The organism is Prevotella conceptionensis 9403948, from assembly GCF_000312305.1.
Lineage (GTDB): Bacteria > Bacteroidota > Bacteroidia > Bacteroidales > Bacteroidaceae > Prevotella > Prevotella conceptionensis.
The window spans coordinates 323,381-337,600 of the sequence record NZ_HE999444.1 but is presented as its reverse complement, the minus strand read 5'-3'; the positions used below and the strand labels follow the sequence as shown (position 1 = coordinate 337,600).

The 14,220-nt window shown below is 45.2% G+C and carries 12 protein-coding genes and 2 tRNA genes; 11 read left to right on the top strand and 3 right to left on the bottom strand.

What is annotated here, in order from left to right:
• The first annotated feature begins 1 nt into the window (after position 1).
• The 7 genes from recN (at position 2) to BN93_RS17305 (ending at position 7,853) form a co-directional block, all read left to right on the top strand.
• Positions 2-1,663 carry a DNA repair protein RecN gene (gene recN / locus BN93_RS03595; protein ID WP_019186989.1) on the top strand — a complete coding sequence of 554 codons (1,662 nt, stop codon included), beginning with the start codon at positions 2-4 and terminating at the stop codon, positions 1,661-1,663.
• Between the two features lie 20 nt (positions 1,664-1,683).
• Positions 1,684-3,336 (top strand): trypsin-like peptidase domain-containing protein, encoded by a 1,653-nt coding sequence (locus tag BN93_RS03590; RefSeq protein WP_019186988.1) that lies wholly within the window; start codon positions 1,684-1,686, stop codon positions 3,334-3,336.
• A gap of 157 nt (positions 3,337-3,493) precedes the next feature.
• Positions 3,494-4,102, top strand: coding sequence for a recombination mediator RecR (recR, locus tag BN93_RS03585; protein ID WP_019186987.1), 609 nt, complete (start codon positions 3,494-3,496; stop codon positions 4,100-4,102).
• 106 nt (positions 4,103-4,208) lie between these two features.
• Positions 4,209-4,643 carry a hypothetical protein gene (locus BN93_RS03580; protein WP_019186986.1) on the top strand — a complete coding sequence of 145 codons (435 nt, stop codon included), beginning with the start codon at positions 4,209-4,211 and terminating at the stop codon, positions 4,641-4,643.
• Positions 4,636-5,826 carry a glycosyltransferase family 2 protein gene (locus tag BN93_RS03575; protein ID WP_019186985.1) on the top strand — a complete coding sequence of 397 codons (1,191 nt, stop codon included), beginning with the start codon at positions 4,636-4,638 and terminating at the stop codon, positions 5,824-5,826. The genes BN93_RS03580 and BN93_RS03575 overlap by 8 nt, the downstream gene beginning before the upstream one ends.
• Positions 5,823-6,335 (top strand): GNAT family N-acetyltransferase, encoded by a 513-nt coding sequence (locus tag BN93_RS03570; RefSeq protein ID WP_019186984.1) that lies wholly within the window; start codon positions 5,823-5,825, stop codon positions 6,333-6,335. The genes BN93_RS03575 and BN93_RS03570 overlap by 4 nt, the downstream gene beginning before the upstream one ends.
• A gap of 1,326 nt (positions 6,336-7,661) precedes the next feature.
• Positions 7,662-7,853 carry a hypothetical protein gene (locus BN93_RS17305; protein WP_157462642.1) on the top strand — a complete coding sequence of 64 codons (192 nt, stop codon included), beginning with the start codon at positions 7,662-7,664 and terminating at the stop codon, positions 7,851-7,853.
• Positions 7,854-7,915: 62 nt separating this feature from the next.
• Here BN93_RS17305 and BN93_RS03560 read toward each other — a convergent pair whose 3' ends face one another.
• Positions 7,916-8,893: a hypothetical protein gene (locus tag BN93_RS03560; protein WP_019186982.1), complete on the bottom strand. Its 978-nt coding sequence runs from the start codon at positions 8,891-8,893 to the stop codon at positions 7,916-7,918.
• 389 nt (positions 8,894-9,282) lie between these two features.
• Here BN93_RS03560 and BN93_RS03555 point away from each other — a divergent pair.
• From BN93_RS03555 to BN93_RS03540, 4 genes are all read left to right on the top strand, one after another.
• Positions 9,283-9,356: transfer RNA gene (locus BN93_RS03555), tRNA-Asp, on the top strand.
• A gap of 25 nt (positions 9,357-9,381) precedes the next feature.
• Positions 9,382-9,455, top strand: a tRNA-Asp gene (locus tag BN93_RS03550).
• Between the two features lie 123 nt (positions 9,456-9,578).
• On the top strand, positions 9,579-10,034 hold the full coding sequence (locus tag BN93_RS03545) for a type VI secretion system amidase effector protein Tae4 (protein WP_044259695.1): 456 nt from the start codon (positions 9,579-9,581) through the stop codon (positions 10,032-10,034).
• Positions 10,021-10,554: a WG repeat-containing protein gene (locus tag BN93_RS03540; protein WP_044259693.1), complete on the top strand. Its 534-nt coding sequence runs from the start codon at positions 10,021-10,023 to the stop codon at positions 10,552-10,554. Before BN93_RS03545 ends, BN93_RS03540 begins: the two co-directional genes overlap by 14 nt.
• Positions 10,555-10,780: 226 nt before the next feature.
• Here the strand turns inward: BN93_RS03540 and BN93_RS03535 are convergent, their stop codons facing one another.
• A complete protein-coding gene (locus BN93_RS03535; RefSeq protein WP_019186979.1) occupies positions 10,781-11,236 on the bottom strand; it encodes a GNAT family N-acetyltransferase in 456 nt (151 codons plus the stop codon).
• Between the two features lie 281 nt (positions 11,237-11,517).
• Positions 11,518-12,789, bottom strand: coding sequence for an O-acetylhomoserine aminocarboxypropyltransferase/cysteine synthase family protein (locus BN93_RS03530; RefSeq protein ID WP_019186978.1), 1,272 nt, complete (start codon positions 12,787-12,789; stop codon positions 11,518-11,520).
• Between the last annotated feature and the right edge of the window lie 1,431 nt (positions 12,790-14,220).

Here is a 14,220-nt window from a genome sequence, read left to right as displayed (position 1 = left end):
CATGCTAACACAACTATATATTAAGAATTTCGCACTTATCGACGAGCTAGACATGGACTTTCGTTCGGGTTTTTCGGTGATAACAGGCGAAACAGGAGCAGGAAAGAGTATCATACTTGGTGCGCTTGGACTGGTTATGGGGCAGCGAGCCGACGTGAAAAGCATTAAGCACGGAGCCGAGAAGTGCACCGTTGAGGCGCATTTCAACATCGCCCACTATGGGTTAGAGTCTTTTTTCGAGCAAAACGACCTAGACTATGACGCCAACGACTGCATCATTCGCCGCGAGATAAACGTTTCGGGTAAGAGTCGTGCCTTCATTAACGATGCTCCTGCGCCGCTAGCGTTGGTCAAAGAGTTGGGCGAACGCCTCATCGACATTCACAGTCAGCACCAAAATCTGTTGCTCAATAAGGAAGATTTTCAGCTTAACGTTATCGACCTCATCGCCCAAAACTCAGCTCAACTTGCCGAGTACGCCGAGGCATACGATAAATATAAGGCAGCAGAGAAAGAACTACGACAGCTGGAAGAACTTATCAGTGGCAACAAAGAGCGCGAAGACTACCTGCGTTTTCAGCATGCCGAGTTGGAAGAGGCCAAGCTAGAAGACGGTCAGCAGGAAAGTTTGGAGCAGGAATCGGAAATAATGTCGCATGCCGAAGACATTAAGGCGGCACTTTATCAAGCTGTTGAAGGCATCGATGGCGAAAGCAATAGCATGCTTGGCAGCTTGCATACCTATGTTGGCAAGCTGCACGACATCGAAGAAATATATCCCAACGTAAAGGAATTGGCCGAACGACTGGATAACTGTTATGTCGAACTGAAAGACATTGCCCAAGACTTGGGTTCGCAGGTAGAGGACGTTGACTTCGACCCGCAACGCCTTGACGAGATAACCCAACGGCTGAACATCATCTATTCGCTTGAAAAGAAATACCGACTAGATAGCGTGGCCGAGCTTATCGCCATGCACAACGACATAAAGCAACAGCTGCAACACATCGACAACGGCGACGCCGACTTGGAAGAAATGCGCAAGAAGAAGGAGCAGATGTTGGCCATTTGCACCGAGAAAGCCGCAAAACTAACCGCCATTCGTCAAGAAAAGGCGCAGCAGATAGAACAGCAATTGCAGTCTATGCTGATGGAATTGGGCATCCCCAAAGTACAGTTCAAAATAGCGTTGAGTGCCAAAGAGTTGTCGCCCAACGGCTGCGACAAGGTTTCTTTCCTTTTCAGTGCCAACACCAACACGGCTTTACAGCCCGTAAGTCAGGTGGCATCGGGTGGAGAAATCGCCCGTGTGATGCTCTCGTTGAAGGCGATGATAAGCAATGCGGTTAAGTTGCCCACCATTATATTCGACGAAATAGACACAGGCGTTAGTGGAAGGGTGGCCGAAAAGATGGCCAATATCATGGCCGATATGGGCAAAACAGATAGGCAGGTGATTGCCATTACCCACTTACCACAGATTGCCGCGCTGGGTACGACCCATTATATGGTGTCGAAAGAAGAGACCGACCAAGGCACAGTGAGCCACATGTGTTTGCTCAACCCAAGCGAACGCGTTGGCGAAATAGCCAAGATGTTGAGCGGTAGCGACGTATCGGCCGCGGCCATAGACAACGCCAAGACACTGCTTGGCATACAATAAAAATACAGAAACAGTAATATATGAAATCAGTTTTCTTATCCTTGCTCTTCACATGCTTTGCCCTCGGTGCGCAAGCACAGTCGGCTAATGTGCAGAAAGTTTTGAAATCGGTGTTCAGTCTCACCACATTTAAGAAAGACGGAAGTCTCCTTGCCTCAGGTAGGGGCGTGTTTGTAGGGACTAATGGCGAGGCCGTGAGCACATGGGCACCCTTTGTTGGAGCCGACAGTGCCATCGTGATTGATGCCAATGGCAATAAGCACACCGTGGATGTAATATATGGTGCAAGCGAAGTTTACGACCTTTGTAAGTTTAAGGTTAACGCCATTACCACGCCCGCACCTGCCGCTAAAACCCAAATGGCTGTGGGGGCGCGTGCTTGGCTTGTGCAGTATTCCACAGGAAGAGCGCAAACAAGCGCATTGAAAGTGAAGAAGGCCGAGCCGTTTATGACCGATTGTTACTTCTATCAGTATGACGGACAACCCGAGAGCCTACACATAGGCTGTCCTGTAACCAACGAAAAAGGCGAGGTTATGGGCTTGTTGCAGCACTCCAAGCTCAGCGGCGATTACAATTCTGTTGACGTTCGCCTGGCCGAAACCTTTAAAACCACGGGCTTGTCGGTAAACGAACCTATCTTAAAGCAAACCACCATACGTATGGCCTTGCCCGATAAGCAAGACCAAGCCTTACTTATGCTGATGCTCGAGGCTGGGCAAACGTCGCCCTCGCGCTACCTGCGCTATGTGGAAGACTTTATCCATAAGTTCCCTAAGTCGGTTGAAGGATATGTCTCGAAGGCCGAGTTTTACCTCGCTCAAAACGACTTTGGTAGGGCCAACGCCACCATGCAGACGGCTTTAGGCATGGCCGACAAGAAAGACGAGGCACATTATAACCTGGCCAAACTTATCTATCAGAAGGAGATAAAGCAGGCCAACATGCCTTATCCGCAATGGAACTTAGACCTTGCTTTGGCCGAAACAAACAAGGCCTACGCCCTTAATCCATTGCCTTTGTACAAACATTTGGAGGCACAAATCGTCTATTTCAAGGGCGAATACGCCAAGGCTTACGAACAGTTTATGGCTCTGACGAAGACCAACCTTCGCAATGGCGAATTGTTTTACGAGGCAGCGCAGTGCAAGCAACAGCTTAAAGCACCCTTCGCGGAGATTTTAACCTTGCTCGATAGTGCCGTAACAGCGCAAGATGCCAACCTTTCTGCCCCTTATGTGTTGGCTCGGGGTACGGCTTTGCATGGTGCACAGCAATACAAGAAGGCAATAGCAGACTATAATCGCTATGATAGTTTGATGTTGGGGCGTGCCTCGCACGACTTCTATTATACCCGCGCCTTGTGCGAAGTGCAGTTACGTCAGTTTCAACAGGCGTTGAACGACTTTGCCCACGCCATTGTCCTTAATCGCGCAGAGCCCACCTATTATGCCGAACTAGCCCAATTGCAATTGCGCGTTAACCAAAAAGACGACGCCGTTGCTACGGCCGACTTGGGCTTGCGCATTGCTCCCAATTATCCCGACCTTTACCTCATTAAGGGCTTGGCCTTGGTAAACGACAACAAAAAGGCAGAAGGCCTGGCGGCATTGAACAAAGCAAAGGAACTGGGCGACACGCGCGCCGATGACCTAATAAAGAAGTATAAGTAGAAACGAACGTGGGGTGGGGCGCGAAAAAAACAACAGGCGGTACTCGGATGGACTTCGCTTACCTATGTGCAACCTCACGAAGAACGCCTAGCCTCACGTCCTTTCGCATCCAACGAACAACCCTTGGGCTGCATCAGTTGCAGTCATTCATCGCATAATGGAACAACAATATCCCTCCGCCCTCTTGGAAAAAGCGGTGTCCGAATTTAGTAGGCTACCAGGCATTGGCCGCAAAACGGCCCTTCGGCTGGTGCTGCATTTGCTGAAAACACGCGTTGAGGACGTGGAGTCTTTTTCCTCATCCATCCTCAAAGTGCGTAAAGACATTAAGTATTGCCAGCTTTGCCACAACATCAGCGACACCGAAACGTGTGCCATCTGCGCCAATCCACGTCGCGATGCGGCCACCATTTGTGTGGTGGAAAACATCCAAGACGTGATGGCCATTGAGAATACGCAGCAATACAACGGCCTATATCATGTGTTAGGAGGCGTTATTTCGCCTATGGATGGTGTGGGACCGAACGACATTGAGATTAATTCTTTGGTTGAACGAGTGGCAAAAGGTGGGGTGAACGAAGTGATATTGGCATTGAGCAGCACGATGGAGGGCGACACCACCAACTATTATATCTCGCGAAAGATTGCCCCTTACAAGGTGAAGACGAGCGTTATTGCACGTGGGATCTCCGTGGGCGACGAGATAGAATATACTGATGAGGTGACGCTTGGCCGCTCTATTATCAACAGAACATCAATAGGATAAACGTAAAAGGTTTAAGTTTCTGAGTTTGTAAGTTCGTGAGGTTATGAGTTTACAAACTCATGAACTTACAAACTCACGAACTCATGAACTCATAAACTCAAACAATATGAAACCCCAACAAACGCTCAATATTATTTTTTACACCAGCATAGTGTTGTCGTTATTGGCAGCTTTGCTGTTCGAAACCAACATGTTGATAGGCGGATGGTGGGCCGACAACCGCTCGGCCGACTTCCTTTGCACCGCAATTCTCGAACTACTTTCGCTTTGTGCCATCCCCGTGGCGTTCCGTTTGGTTCGTCCTGGGCATTCTAACACAGGCCGGATGAGTTACGATTGCCGTGCCATATTGCGCCTTGTGCTGTTGGGATTGCCCTTGTTGCTCAACACTTTTGCCTATTACGCCTTCATGGGTGTTCCCTTTGGCTACATGGCCATAATCCTTTTTCTCTGCTTACTCTTCGTAATGCCAACGCGTAATCGCTACGAACGCGAGAAAGCCAGTTTGCAAACCAACGACAACAGCTCCGAAAATGCCTAAACTTACGGTGATTATCGTTAACTATAACGTGAAGTATTATGTAGAGCAATGCCTGCATTCACTTCGCAAAGCCTTGGCAGACGTGGATGCCGAGGTGTATGTAGTTGACAATCATTCGCACGATGGGTCGGTGGAATACCTGCAAGAGCGGTTTCCTCAGGTAAACATCATTGCCTGCATGCACAACTATGGCTTTGCCTACGCCAACAATGTGGCCATCAAACAGAGCCAAAGCCAGTATGTGCTGTTGCTCAATCCCGATACGTTTGTGGCCGAAAGCACCATACAAACGATGCTGAGTTTTATGGACGAACATCCGCAAGCTGGCGGTATGGGCGTACAAATGCTGGGTGCCGACGGACAAAAGGCGATGGAGTCGCGCCGTGGTTTGCCCTCGCCTATGGTGTCTTTCTATAAGATGACCGGCCTTTGCGCCCGTTTTCCGCAAAGCAAACGTTTCGGCAAGTATTATCTTTCGTATCTGCCGTGGGATGCTCCTGCCCGCATCGAGGTGATAAGTGGTGCGTGTATGATGGTAAGACGTGAGGCGTTTGACAAGGTTGGGCTGCCAGATGAAGACTATTTCATGTATGGCGAAGACATCGACTTGTCTTACCGCATACTCAAAGCAGGTTACGAAAACTGGTATTTGCCGTGCCAAATACTTCATTATAAGGGCGAAAGCACCCACAAGTCGTCTTTCCGTTACGTACATGTGTTTTATCAAGCCATGCTTATCTTCTTTCGCAAACACTATCGGCACACGCGCTTTTGGGTGTCGCTGCCCATCAAGGCGGCCATCTATTTCAAGGCATTAACCGCCTTGTTAAACATCCAGACGCGTGTTTTGCGCCGCGCATTGGCCTTACGCCCACGGCGAAAGCAGCAGCCGGCATATCGTTTTTACGGGTCGCAGACATCGTGCTTGGCTATCCAGCAAATGGCCAAACGCAAGGGGTTGAGCGTGGAATGCACCGTGGCCAACGAGCAAATGCTGCCTTTGGGCCATGCCTCAGTCGAAGAAACGCTTGCGCAACCCACCGTAATGGTTTACGATAGCAGTGTGTATAGCTATCAAACCATTCTCGAAATCATGTCGAAACATCCTCAAAAAAACGTCACCCTTGGGCTTTTCAACCCCGAAACGCAATTGCTTATCACCACTAACGACATCATCAAATGAACCATCCCATAGTAAACTTGCGTGCGATGGAACCCGAAGACCTCGACACGCTTTATAAAGTAGAGAACAATCAAGCACTTTGGGCTGTTAGTGCAACAAACGTTCCGTACTCGCGTTTTGCCTTACACGAATACGTGGAGACCAATACTAACGACATTTATGCCGACAAACAGGTGCGCATGATGATTGATATTGAGGCAGGCGAAACCGTGGGCATCATTGATTTGATGAACTTTTCGCCCCAACACAGTCGTGCCGAAGTGGGTATTGTTATCATGAAACCTCATCGCCACAAAGGATATGCCACGGCTGCTTTGACAAAACTTGTGGCGTATGCTAGTAAAACGTTGCATCTTCACCAGCTGTTCTTGGTGGCCGAATGCGATAACGAAAGCTGTTTGCGGCTGTTCGAGAAACTAGGTTTTGTGCAAACGGCTCTGCTTAAACAGTGGTTGCAGGTGAAAGAGGGCGTGTATAAGGATGCTTGTTTGATGCAGTTGTTCTTGTAGTAGGTGATGAGTTAACGGGTTAACGAGTCAACAAGTTGACAAGTTGGCGAGCCTATCAGTTGACAAGTTTACGAATTTACAAGTTAACAAGGGAGCAGGCGCGCCACTTAGCCATGTTTGGCTTAACCCAAGTGCCGATAATTAACAAGCGAAAAGATTTGTTTTTGGAATGCAGGTTGTTCACCACCGTTTGTTGCCAATGTGTTAGTGAAAACTATTTGTACCGTGGCTACAAACACGCTTGTAGTGTGTGTACAAGTGTCGAAGTCGTCTTGACTTTTAATATCCTATAAATTGAGAGGAGTGCAGGACAAGTCAACTCACAGGCCTATAAACTAACGAAAGCCCAACAACTCCCGAAGACATTAGCTCCCCAATTCACAAATACATCAGGTAAAAACTTAAATTATTATCTTTTATTTTACAATATCACTCTAAATTCCGCGCTGTTCTAGCGCAAATACAGGCCATAAAGTAGGTAAATTGTCCCTATTTCTGATCTTTCACGCCTTCAAATATGTTCGTTTTTAAGAGAAAAGCCTGCATTTTGCACCATTTAGCCTTTCTAGTTTGGCTGAATGCTCGTAATTTCTCAAGCCCAATTACTCGCTTTTAACCCTAAAAACCTGCTTTTTAACAGCTATTTAGCCCTTTTCAGCCATATATCTAATGGTTCAGAAGGGTTTAGTTTATACTATTTCGGTGTATTTTTATGCTTTTCGTCTTGCATTTAGCCGCATTTTGAACGGCGTTTAGCACCATTTTACCCTGCGTTTAGCATCAAAACGCACTGCATTTTGCGGCAAAACGCACTGCATTTAGCACCAAAACGCACTGCGTTTTGCACCATTTTACCTAGCATTTAGCGGCAAATAACCCTAAATCTGGTGCAGATAGTGTCGTTTTTAAATAAAAATTCATTTTGTTGTGTTTATAGGCTAACCCCTTTTTGCATCTAAACCAACCTCCGCGAGAATCGATTTTTTGCAGCAAGGTGGGCGATTGGTGTACAAAAAGGGCACTCATAGTGTTAAATTCTATACCGAATAGTTTACATCCATTGATGTGTAACCGCGTGGATAGGTTAACAGGTTGACGAGTTGACGAGTTAACCAGTTGACAAGTTAACCAGTTGGCGAGTGGGACGAATGGACAAGTTAACGAGTGGATAGGTGAACGAGTTAATCGTTCTTTTCTTGTTCCTCTAAAAGTGCGTTTTCTCGCCACGACGATGTTCGAGCAAGCTCGACATTGTTCATTTGGCTTAACGAAAACGTTCTTTTCTCGTGTCTTAACATAAATACGTCCATTTCTACATAAGAACAGATGGAACATAAAGAAATGCGCTTTACTTTTTCCTCATTATGTGCCACAGGAAAGATGCTTTCAACTTGTAAAGATTGTATTGAAAAAACTCCCGCCAGGTTACCTTTTGGGGGACATAGCCATGTTTTGCCACAGGCGAATGGGGCAGAATTTCAGATTTCATCATATCTTTGTTTGGCACGTCATAGATGAACGGGGCGTTTATCTTGGTTTTGCAGCACAAAGACATAACCTCCTCTTAATCTGTAGAAAGATTAAAAGTCAAGACGGTTTCGTCTTGTAGTGTCCGTACAAGCACTTTGTCGTGTCCGTACAAGGGGCTTTGTAGTGTTGTCCTCTCTCCTAAAACAACCCCGTTTTTGGTCTATTATGTATATGTCTGCATCGGCGGCCTCTACGCTCTCAACATCGTAAGTCAGGCTAACAGTCCATATTCTGCCTTTACTGATGTCGACATAATATAGCTGTTCGTAACAAGAAAGCGTGCCGGCATTGTTGTAGTATTCATAGCAAAGAATAGAGTCTGAAACCACATTGTTCGTCAACAGCAGGGCGTAGGTTTTGATATGTTCTTCTGTGTCGGTTCTCGTCTTGTGTGATTTAAACTTCATTTTATGGCTTTCATCCAAGCGGCAGGCCATAGTCGGAGTGTTGGAATGCAGCTGATAATAATTGCATTTCAACTTTTCGAGAATACATCCACTTGCATTTTCTGCGCATGTGGCATTTACATTGTGGGCGAAGTTTGGAGAAGACACCAAGCTGTCTCCTAACAATTGTGCGTTGTTTCGGCTCGTTTTGTCTAGCACCTTCATAAGATACTCCGCCGAATTTGTGGGAGATTGCATCACGTTAAAGCTGTCCACCACCGTCCATTTCCCTTCTTTCAATAGGAAAGTAGTGTATTGTGCATCGTCGTTAGGTGTGAAATCGCCCTTTTGGATGTCTTTTATCATGCCCTTATCAATGGCGATAGCGAAAATGTTATACTGTTTTATTGCTGTTGTTATGCGTCGTTCTATGTCTTTGGCGTATAGGTGTGGGCATTCATTGTCTTTGTCTTTCCAAAACCCCACCTTATTATATACGTCCCAAAAACTTCGTTCCTTGGCGGTGCGACCAAGAAAATAAACGGTGTATAGGCATGTGGGCGTTTCTCCTGTGAAGTAGGGCAGCATTGTTTCCTCGCCGTCTGTTAGTGCAAACGGCGATGTTCTGTGCTTACTTTCCATGAAGTCGATGGGAGTTGCGTGTAAACACCAGGCGTGGACAAACACGCCGAACAGGAGTATGATTGAAACGAAATGTCGCTTGCTTATTGTTAATGGCATATTATATCGGTAGTATAAGTTGAAATGGTGGTGTTAATGTTTGGGACTCTTGGTTCCTCATTGAGAGGCAATTGCAGACATCAGTTGTTGGTGTCGTTGCCTTTGCAAATATAATACTTTCTCTTAGAAAAACGAAGAAACGGAAACGATAAGTGTGCTGCTATGGCGGTAACAACGCAACCTCTGCCGCTTTAAATTTTAAATGCGCCCTTAAAAAATGCAATAAACATTTTGCGGTTTCAATAATTATGTCTACCTTTGCACCGCAATTAAGAACAGTAGCTTAACAAGGTGCGTTAGTTCAGTAGGTTAGAATGCCTGCCTGTCACGCAGGAGGTCACGAGTTCGAATCTCGTACGCACCGCAAAGTTAATGTTCGCACATGGAAAGGTGCGTTAGTTCAGTAGGTTAGAATGCCTGCCTGTCACGCAGGAGGTCACGAGTTCGAATCTCGTACGCACCGCTTAAAGAGGAAGTGTCAATAAAAACATTTCCTCTTTTTGTTTCTTCTCTTTTTCGCTTTATTTCTATTTCTTTTGAGTATTCGAGGATAATAAGTATCTTTGTGATTAAAAAGTAATTTAATATGACGGCAATTTCTTATTCAACACTTAGCTCTAACTTTGCACGAGTAAAGTCTCTTGCACCCTCGAAAGTGGGGAAGTTGAGTGGTGGTAAAGTCGAAGCGAACATCAAAGCCAACATTTTTAAAAATGCTTGTGCTATTAGAATGTCGTATGCTTTTAATTATTCAGGCATGCCTATAAGCCGGTATGATGGGAGTGTCTCTTCGGGGAAATATAAAAAATGGTACTTGTATCGAGTAGCAGGCATGAAGAAGTTTGTTAAGAAACATATAGGAGGGTCTCCAATAAAGGGGCATGCAGCAAAAGATTTTCGAGGGAAGAAAGGTGTTATAATCTTTTCCAACTGTGAATGGGACGATGCTGCTGGGCACATTGATTTGTTTGACGGGAAAGAAGTCGAAGGTCACGGGTACTTTGATGAGTGCGGAATGGCTTTATTATATGAACTTAAATAACAGCAATATGAGAACTTCTGGCTGGTGTATCGTCATCTCTTTTCTTGCAGTGGTATTATTTGCAAACTGCAAGGATGCAGATAACCGACTTTTTGTTGCTGAACGAAATGGGCTTTATGGGTATATAAACGCCCAAGGCGATACTATTGTTGATTGCACATTTCCCTTCGCTTATACAGATACTATTTCGCGCATTGGTTTCGTTGCAGATAGTGTGGGCGCAATTAAATGTTTTAACAACAAAGGTGAGTTTCTCTTTAAGGTCTTCAATTACGATAACGGACCCGACTATCCTGCCGATGGGTTGTTTAGAATTGTAGATGATAACGCACTTGTAGGATTTGCCGATACGCTGGGGAATGTCGTCATCTCGCCACGCTTTAAATTTGCTTATCCTTTTAAAGAGGGACGTGCAAAGGTGACTGATACAGGCGTGTTGGTGCCATGTGGTGAAGGTGTAGATCGCCATACCACTTGGCTATCCGATAAATGGTATTTCATTTCGAAGAAGAAAAGATAAGCAACAGTATAGAACAATAGGCCTATAACACTGTTCAATGTATAGATCTTGTATTTGCTTTTTGCAAATTTGGCTCTATCATTATCTGCAAGATAGTAGACGAACAAACTTGTTTATCCACACCTCGCATTAAAAAATGCTTGTACAAGAAGAGGATGTGGCAGTCTTGACACTTCCTCTTTTTATTGGTTTGTTCTTTATGGCTTTTATACCGAACCGACATAACCTATCTGTGCATTCTCATAATGTATTTCAGCTTTGGGACTTCAATTATCTCGTTGATTTCAAAGCCAAGTTTCTCATAGAGTTTCTTTGCATTTTGGTTGAAGTCGAAGACTGTCAAAGAAATACTTTCAATATTGTCATCCTTAAAAATGAAATCTACAAACCTTTTTAGTGCCTCTGTGCCTAAACCCAATCCTGTTTTTTGAGGATTTATTACAAATCTGCCTATGTGTATGTTGTCTTTGCCAATTTGTATTTCTTGTATCATTCCGACAAATTCCCCATTATTGAATATGGAAAATACATTTTCGAGGCCCTTTATTTTACCATAACTCAACGGATAAGAGATTTTGGGACCCATCCATTGCTCCTGAAACGCTTTTCCTTGTTCATTAGACCACTTACATAAAAGCGAGGCGTTGTCTTTGTTTATTCCCTTTTCAAGTTTGATGTTCATGTCTAGGCGTTTGAAAAACTTCGAAGTACACTCACCCTAAATGTTTTGTTAATCGATAGGGAGAGGTTTCTAATCAATTTCTTTTCTTATTATAGAGGTCTGCTGATAATTGGGTGGAAACAGAAGATTACCTGCTCACAAATTACCAACTATACCTGCTTTTTCGTTTTGCTGACAGGTGGGGAAAGTGCGCAAACCCTGTTCACAATATGGGTTAGCCACACTTTCCATGCTCCTTTTCCCTTTTTTCAACGCACACTTAACGTAGCGTTGTAAGGGCGTTACAGCTTTTCCAACGCCTGTTTGATGTCGGCCAAGATGTCTTCCACATCTTCTATGCCCACCGAAAGGCGGATGAGATCGGTTGTGACGCCAGCCTCGCGAAGTTGCTCATCAGACAGTTGTCGGTGTGTATGGCTGGCAGGATGCAGCACGCAGGTGCGTGCATCGGCCACATGCGTAACGATAGCAATCATCTTTAACGCGTCCATCCACTTCACGGCAGTGGCTCTGTCGCCCTTCAAACCGAACGAAAGCACGCCACACGAGCCGTTGGGTAGGTACTTTTTCGCCTTCTCGTGGTTGGCATCGTCTTCCAATCCGCAGTAATGCACCCATGCCACATGCGGGTCGTTATGCAGGTATTCGGCCACTTTCTGTGCGTTTTGACAATGCTGTCGCATGCGTAGGTGCAGCGTTTCAAGTCCGATGTTTAGCAGAAAAGCGTTCTGTGGGCTAGGAATCGAGCCGAGGTCGCGCATCAGTTGAACCACCATTTTCGTGATATAAGCCATCTTTCCGAAGGCCGTGGTGTAAGTCAGGCCGTGGTATGAGCTGTCGGGCGTGCACAATCCGGCGAACTTTTCGGCGTTCGTTTCCCAGTCGAAGTTGCCGCTATCCACCACAACGCCGCCAACAGAGGTGGCATGTCCGTCCATATATTTCGTTGTAGAGTGGGTAACGATGTCGCATCCCCACTCAAAGGGGTTGCAATTGATGGGTGTGGCAAAGGTGTTGTCCACAATTAAGGGTACGCCATTGCGGTGTGCAATGCGTGCGAACTTCTCAATATCTAGCACTGCACAGCTGGGATTTGAAATGGTTTCGCCGAAGAGCAGCTTGGTGTTAGGGTGGAAAGCAGCCTGTATCTCATCGTCCGAGGCATCGGGATGAACAAACGTGCAGTCGATGCCAAGCTTTTTAAGCGTTACTGCAAAGAGATTGAACGTTCCGCCGTATATCTCGCTTGAAGAAACGAAGTGGTCGCCCGCCTCGCAGATGTTAAACACTGCATAGAAGTTGGCTGCTTGTCCGCTCGATGTGAGAACTGCCGCCACGCCACCTTCTAATGCGGCTATTTTCTTCGCAACAGCGTCGTTGGTTGGGTTTTGTAAGCGTGTATAGAAGTAGCCTTCTTTCTTCAAATCGAAAAGCATGGCCATCTCTTCTGTGTTGTCGTACTTGAAAGTCGTGCTTTGAATAATGGGCAGTACGCGAGGTTCGCCGTTCTTAGGTTCCCATCCTGCCTGTACGCATAAAGTTTGTTTCTTCATCGTTCTGTTGTATTTTAAAGTTGTTGCTAGTGCTGCTTGTAGTGTGCAAAGTAACTAAAAAAGAGTGAGATAGGCAAGGAAGGGGGGACATAATATGGGTGAAAATTGGTAGTGTGGACGGAGTGGTGGCGTGAACCGAAGGCACACGAAAATTCTTTTGCAAACGTTTGTCTTTACGATTTGTTACGTTAAAATACGAAAAAAATATCCGAAAAGTTTGGTTTATTCGATTATAAGGCCTAAATTTGCGAACACTTAATTCGATTTTGAGATTGTCAAAATCACATTCCGAGGTTGGTAGCATCCTGCACCAACCTCTTTTTTGTGCCGTTATCTCGCATTGCTCATCTGTTTAATTGCAACTTAAATACCCCTTTTTAACCCCCAAAAACCTGCTTTTTAACAGCCATTTTGCCCTTTCCAGCCATATATTTAATGGTTCAGAAAGGTTTTGTTTATACCATTTCTGTGTATTTTTATGCTTTTCGTCTTGCTTTTAGCAGCATTTTGCACTGCGTTTTGCACCATTTTACCTTGCGTTTAGCATCAAAACGCACTGCATTTTGCGGCAAAACACACTGCATTTAGCACCAAAACACACTGCGTTTTGCACCATTTTACCTTGCATTTAGCGGCAAATAGCCCTAAATCTGGTCCAGATGGTGGCGTTTTTAAATAAAAATTCATTTTGTCGTATTCACAGACTAACCCCTTTTTGCATCAAAACAAACCTTCACGAGAATCGATTTTTTGCAGCAAGGTGGGCGATTGGTGGACAAAAAGGGCACTCATAGTGTTAAAATTCTTGCTGAAAAGATTACATCGGTTGGTTAATTAACGGGTGGATAGGTGAACAAGTGGGCGAGTTAGCCAATTGACAAGTGAACGGGTGGATAAGTGAACGGGTTAATCGTTCTTTTCTCGTTTCTCTAGAAATGCGTTTTCTCGCCCTGACAATCTTCGGGTAAGCTCGACATTGTTCATTTGGCTTAACGAAGGGGTTCTTTTCTCGTGTCTTAACACAAATACGTCCTTTTCGACATAAGAACATAAGAAACATAAAGAAGTGCGCTTTACTTCTTCCTCATTATGCACCACAGGAAAGATGCTTTCAACTTGTAAAGAATGTGTTGAAAGAACGCTCACTAGGTTACTTTTTGAGGCACAACCACGTTTTGCCACAGACAAATGGTGCAAAACTTTAGGTTTTTTGTATCTTAGTCCAGCACTTCGTACATGATCGGGTGTTTATCTTGGTTTTACAGCACAAAGGCAATAAACTGCTCAACTTAAAAATGTATTAAAAGTCAAGACAAGGTCTTTGCGCAAAGCTAATTTCATTTCTTGTTTCATTCAGTTACTCGCCCTTATACATAACGAAATTAAGAAAGGTCTGATAATGGTTACTCGGCACAATAAACGTAAGCATCC

Coding starts and splice junctions, on each gene's coding strand:
- BN93_RS03575 (WP_019186985.1), top strand. CDS start 4,636: ATGCCTAAACTTACGGTGATTATCGTTAACTATAACGTGAAGTATTAT.
- BN93_RS03580 (WP_019186986.1), top strand. CDS start 4,209: ATGAAACCCCAACAAACGCTCAATATTATTTTTTACACCAGCATAGTG.
- BN93_RS03570 (WP_019186984.1), top strand. CDS start 5,823: ATGAACCATCCCATAGTAAACTTGCGTGCGATGGAACCCGAAGACCTC.
- BN93_RS03560 (WP_019186982.1), bottom strand. CDS start 8,893: ATGGAAAGTAAGCACAGAACATCGCCGTTTGCACTAACAGACGGCGAG.
- BN93_RS03545 (WP_044259695.1), top strand. CDS start 9,579: ATGACGGCAATTTCTTATTCAACACTTAGCTCTAACTTTGCACGAGTA.
- BN93_RS17305 (WP_157462642.1), top strand. CDS start 7,662: ATGGAACATAAAGAAATGCGCTTTACTTTTTCCTCATTATGTGCCACA.
- BN93_RS03530 (WP_019186978.1), bottom strand. CDS start 12,789: ATGAAGAAACAAACTTTATGCGTACAGGCAGGATGGGAACCTAAGAAC.
- BN93_RS03540 (WP_044259693.1), top strand. CDS start 10,021: ATGAACTTAAATAACAGCAATATGAGAACTTCTGGCTGGTGTATCGTC.
- recN (WP_019186989.1), top strand. CDS start 2: ATGCTAACACAACTATATATTAAGAATTTCGCACTTATCGACGAGCTA.
- BN93_RS03590 (WP_019186988.1), top strand. CDS start 1,684: ATGAAATCAGTTTTCTTATCCTTGCTCTTCACATGCTTTGCCCTCGGT.
- BN93_RS03535 (WP_019186979.1), bottom strand. CDS start 11,236: ATGAACATCAAACTTGAAAAGGGAATAAACAAAGACAACGCCTCGCTT.
- recR (WP_019186987.1), top strand. CDS start 3,494: ATGGAACAACAATATCCCTCCGCCCTCTTGGAAAAAGCGGTGTCCGAA.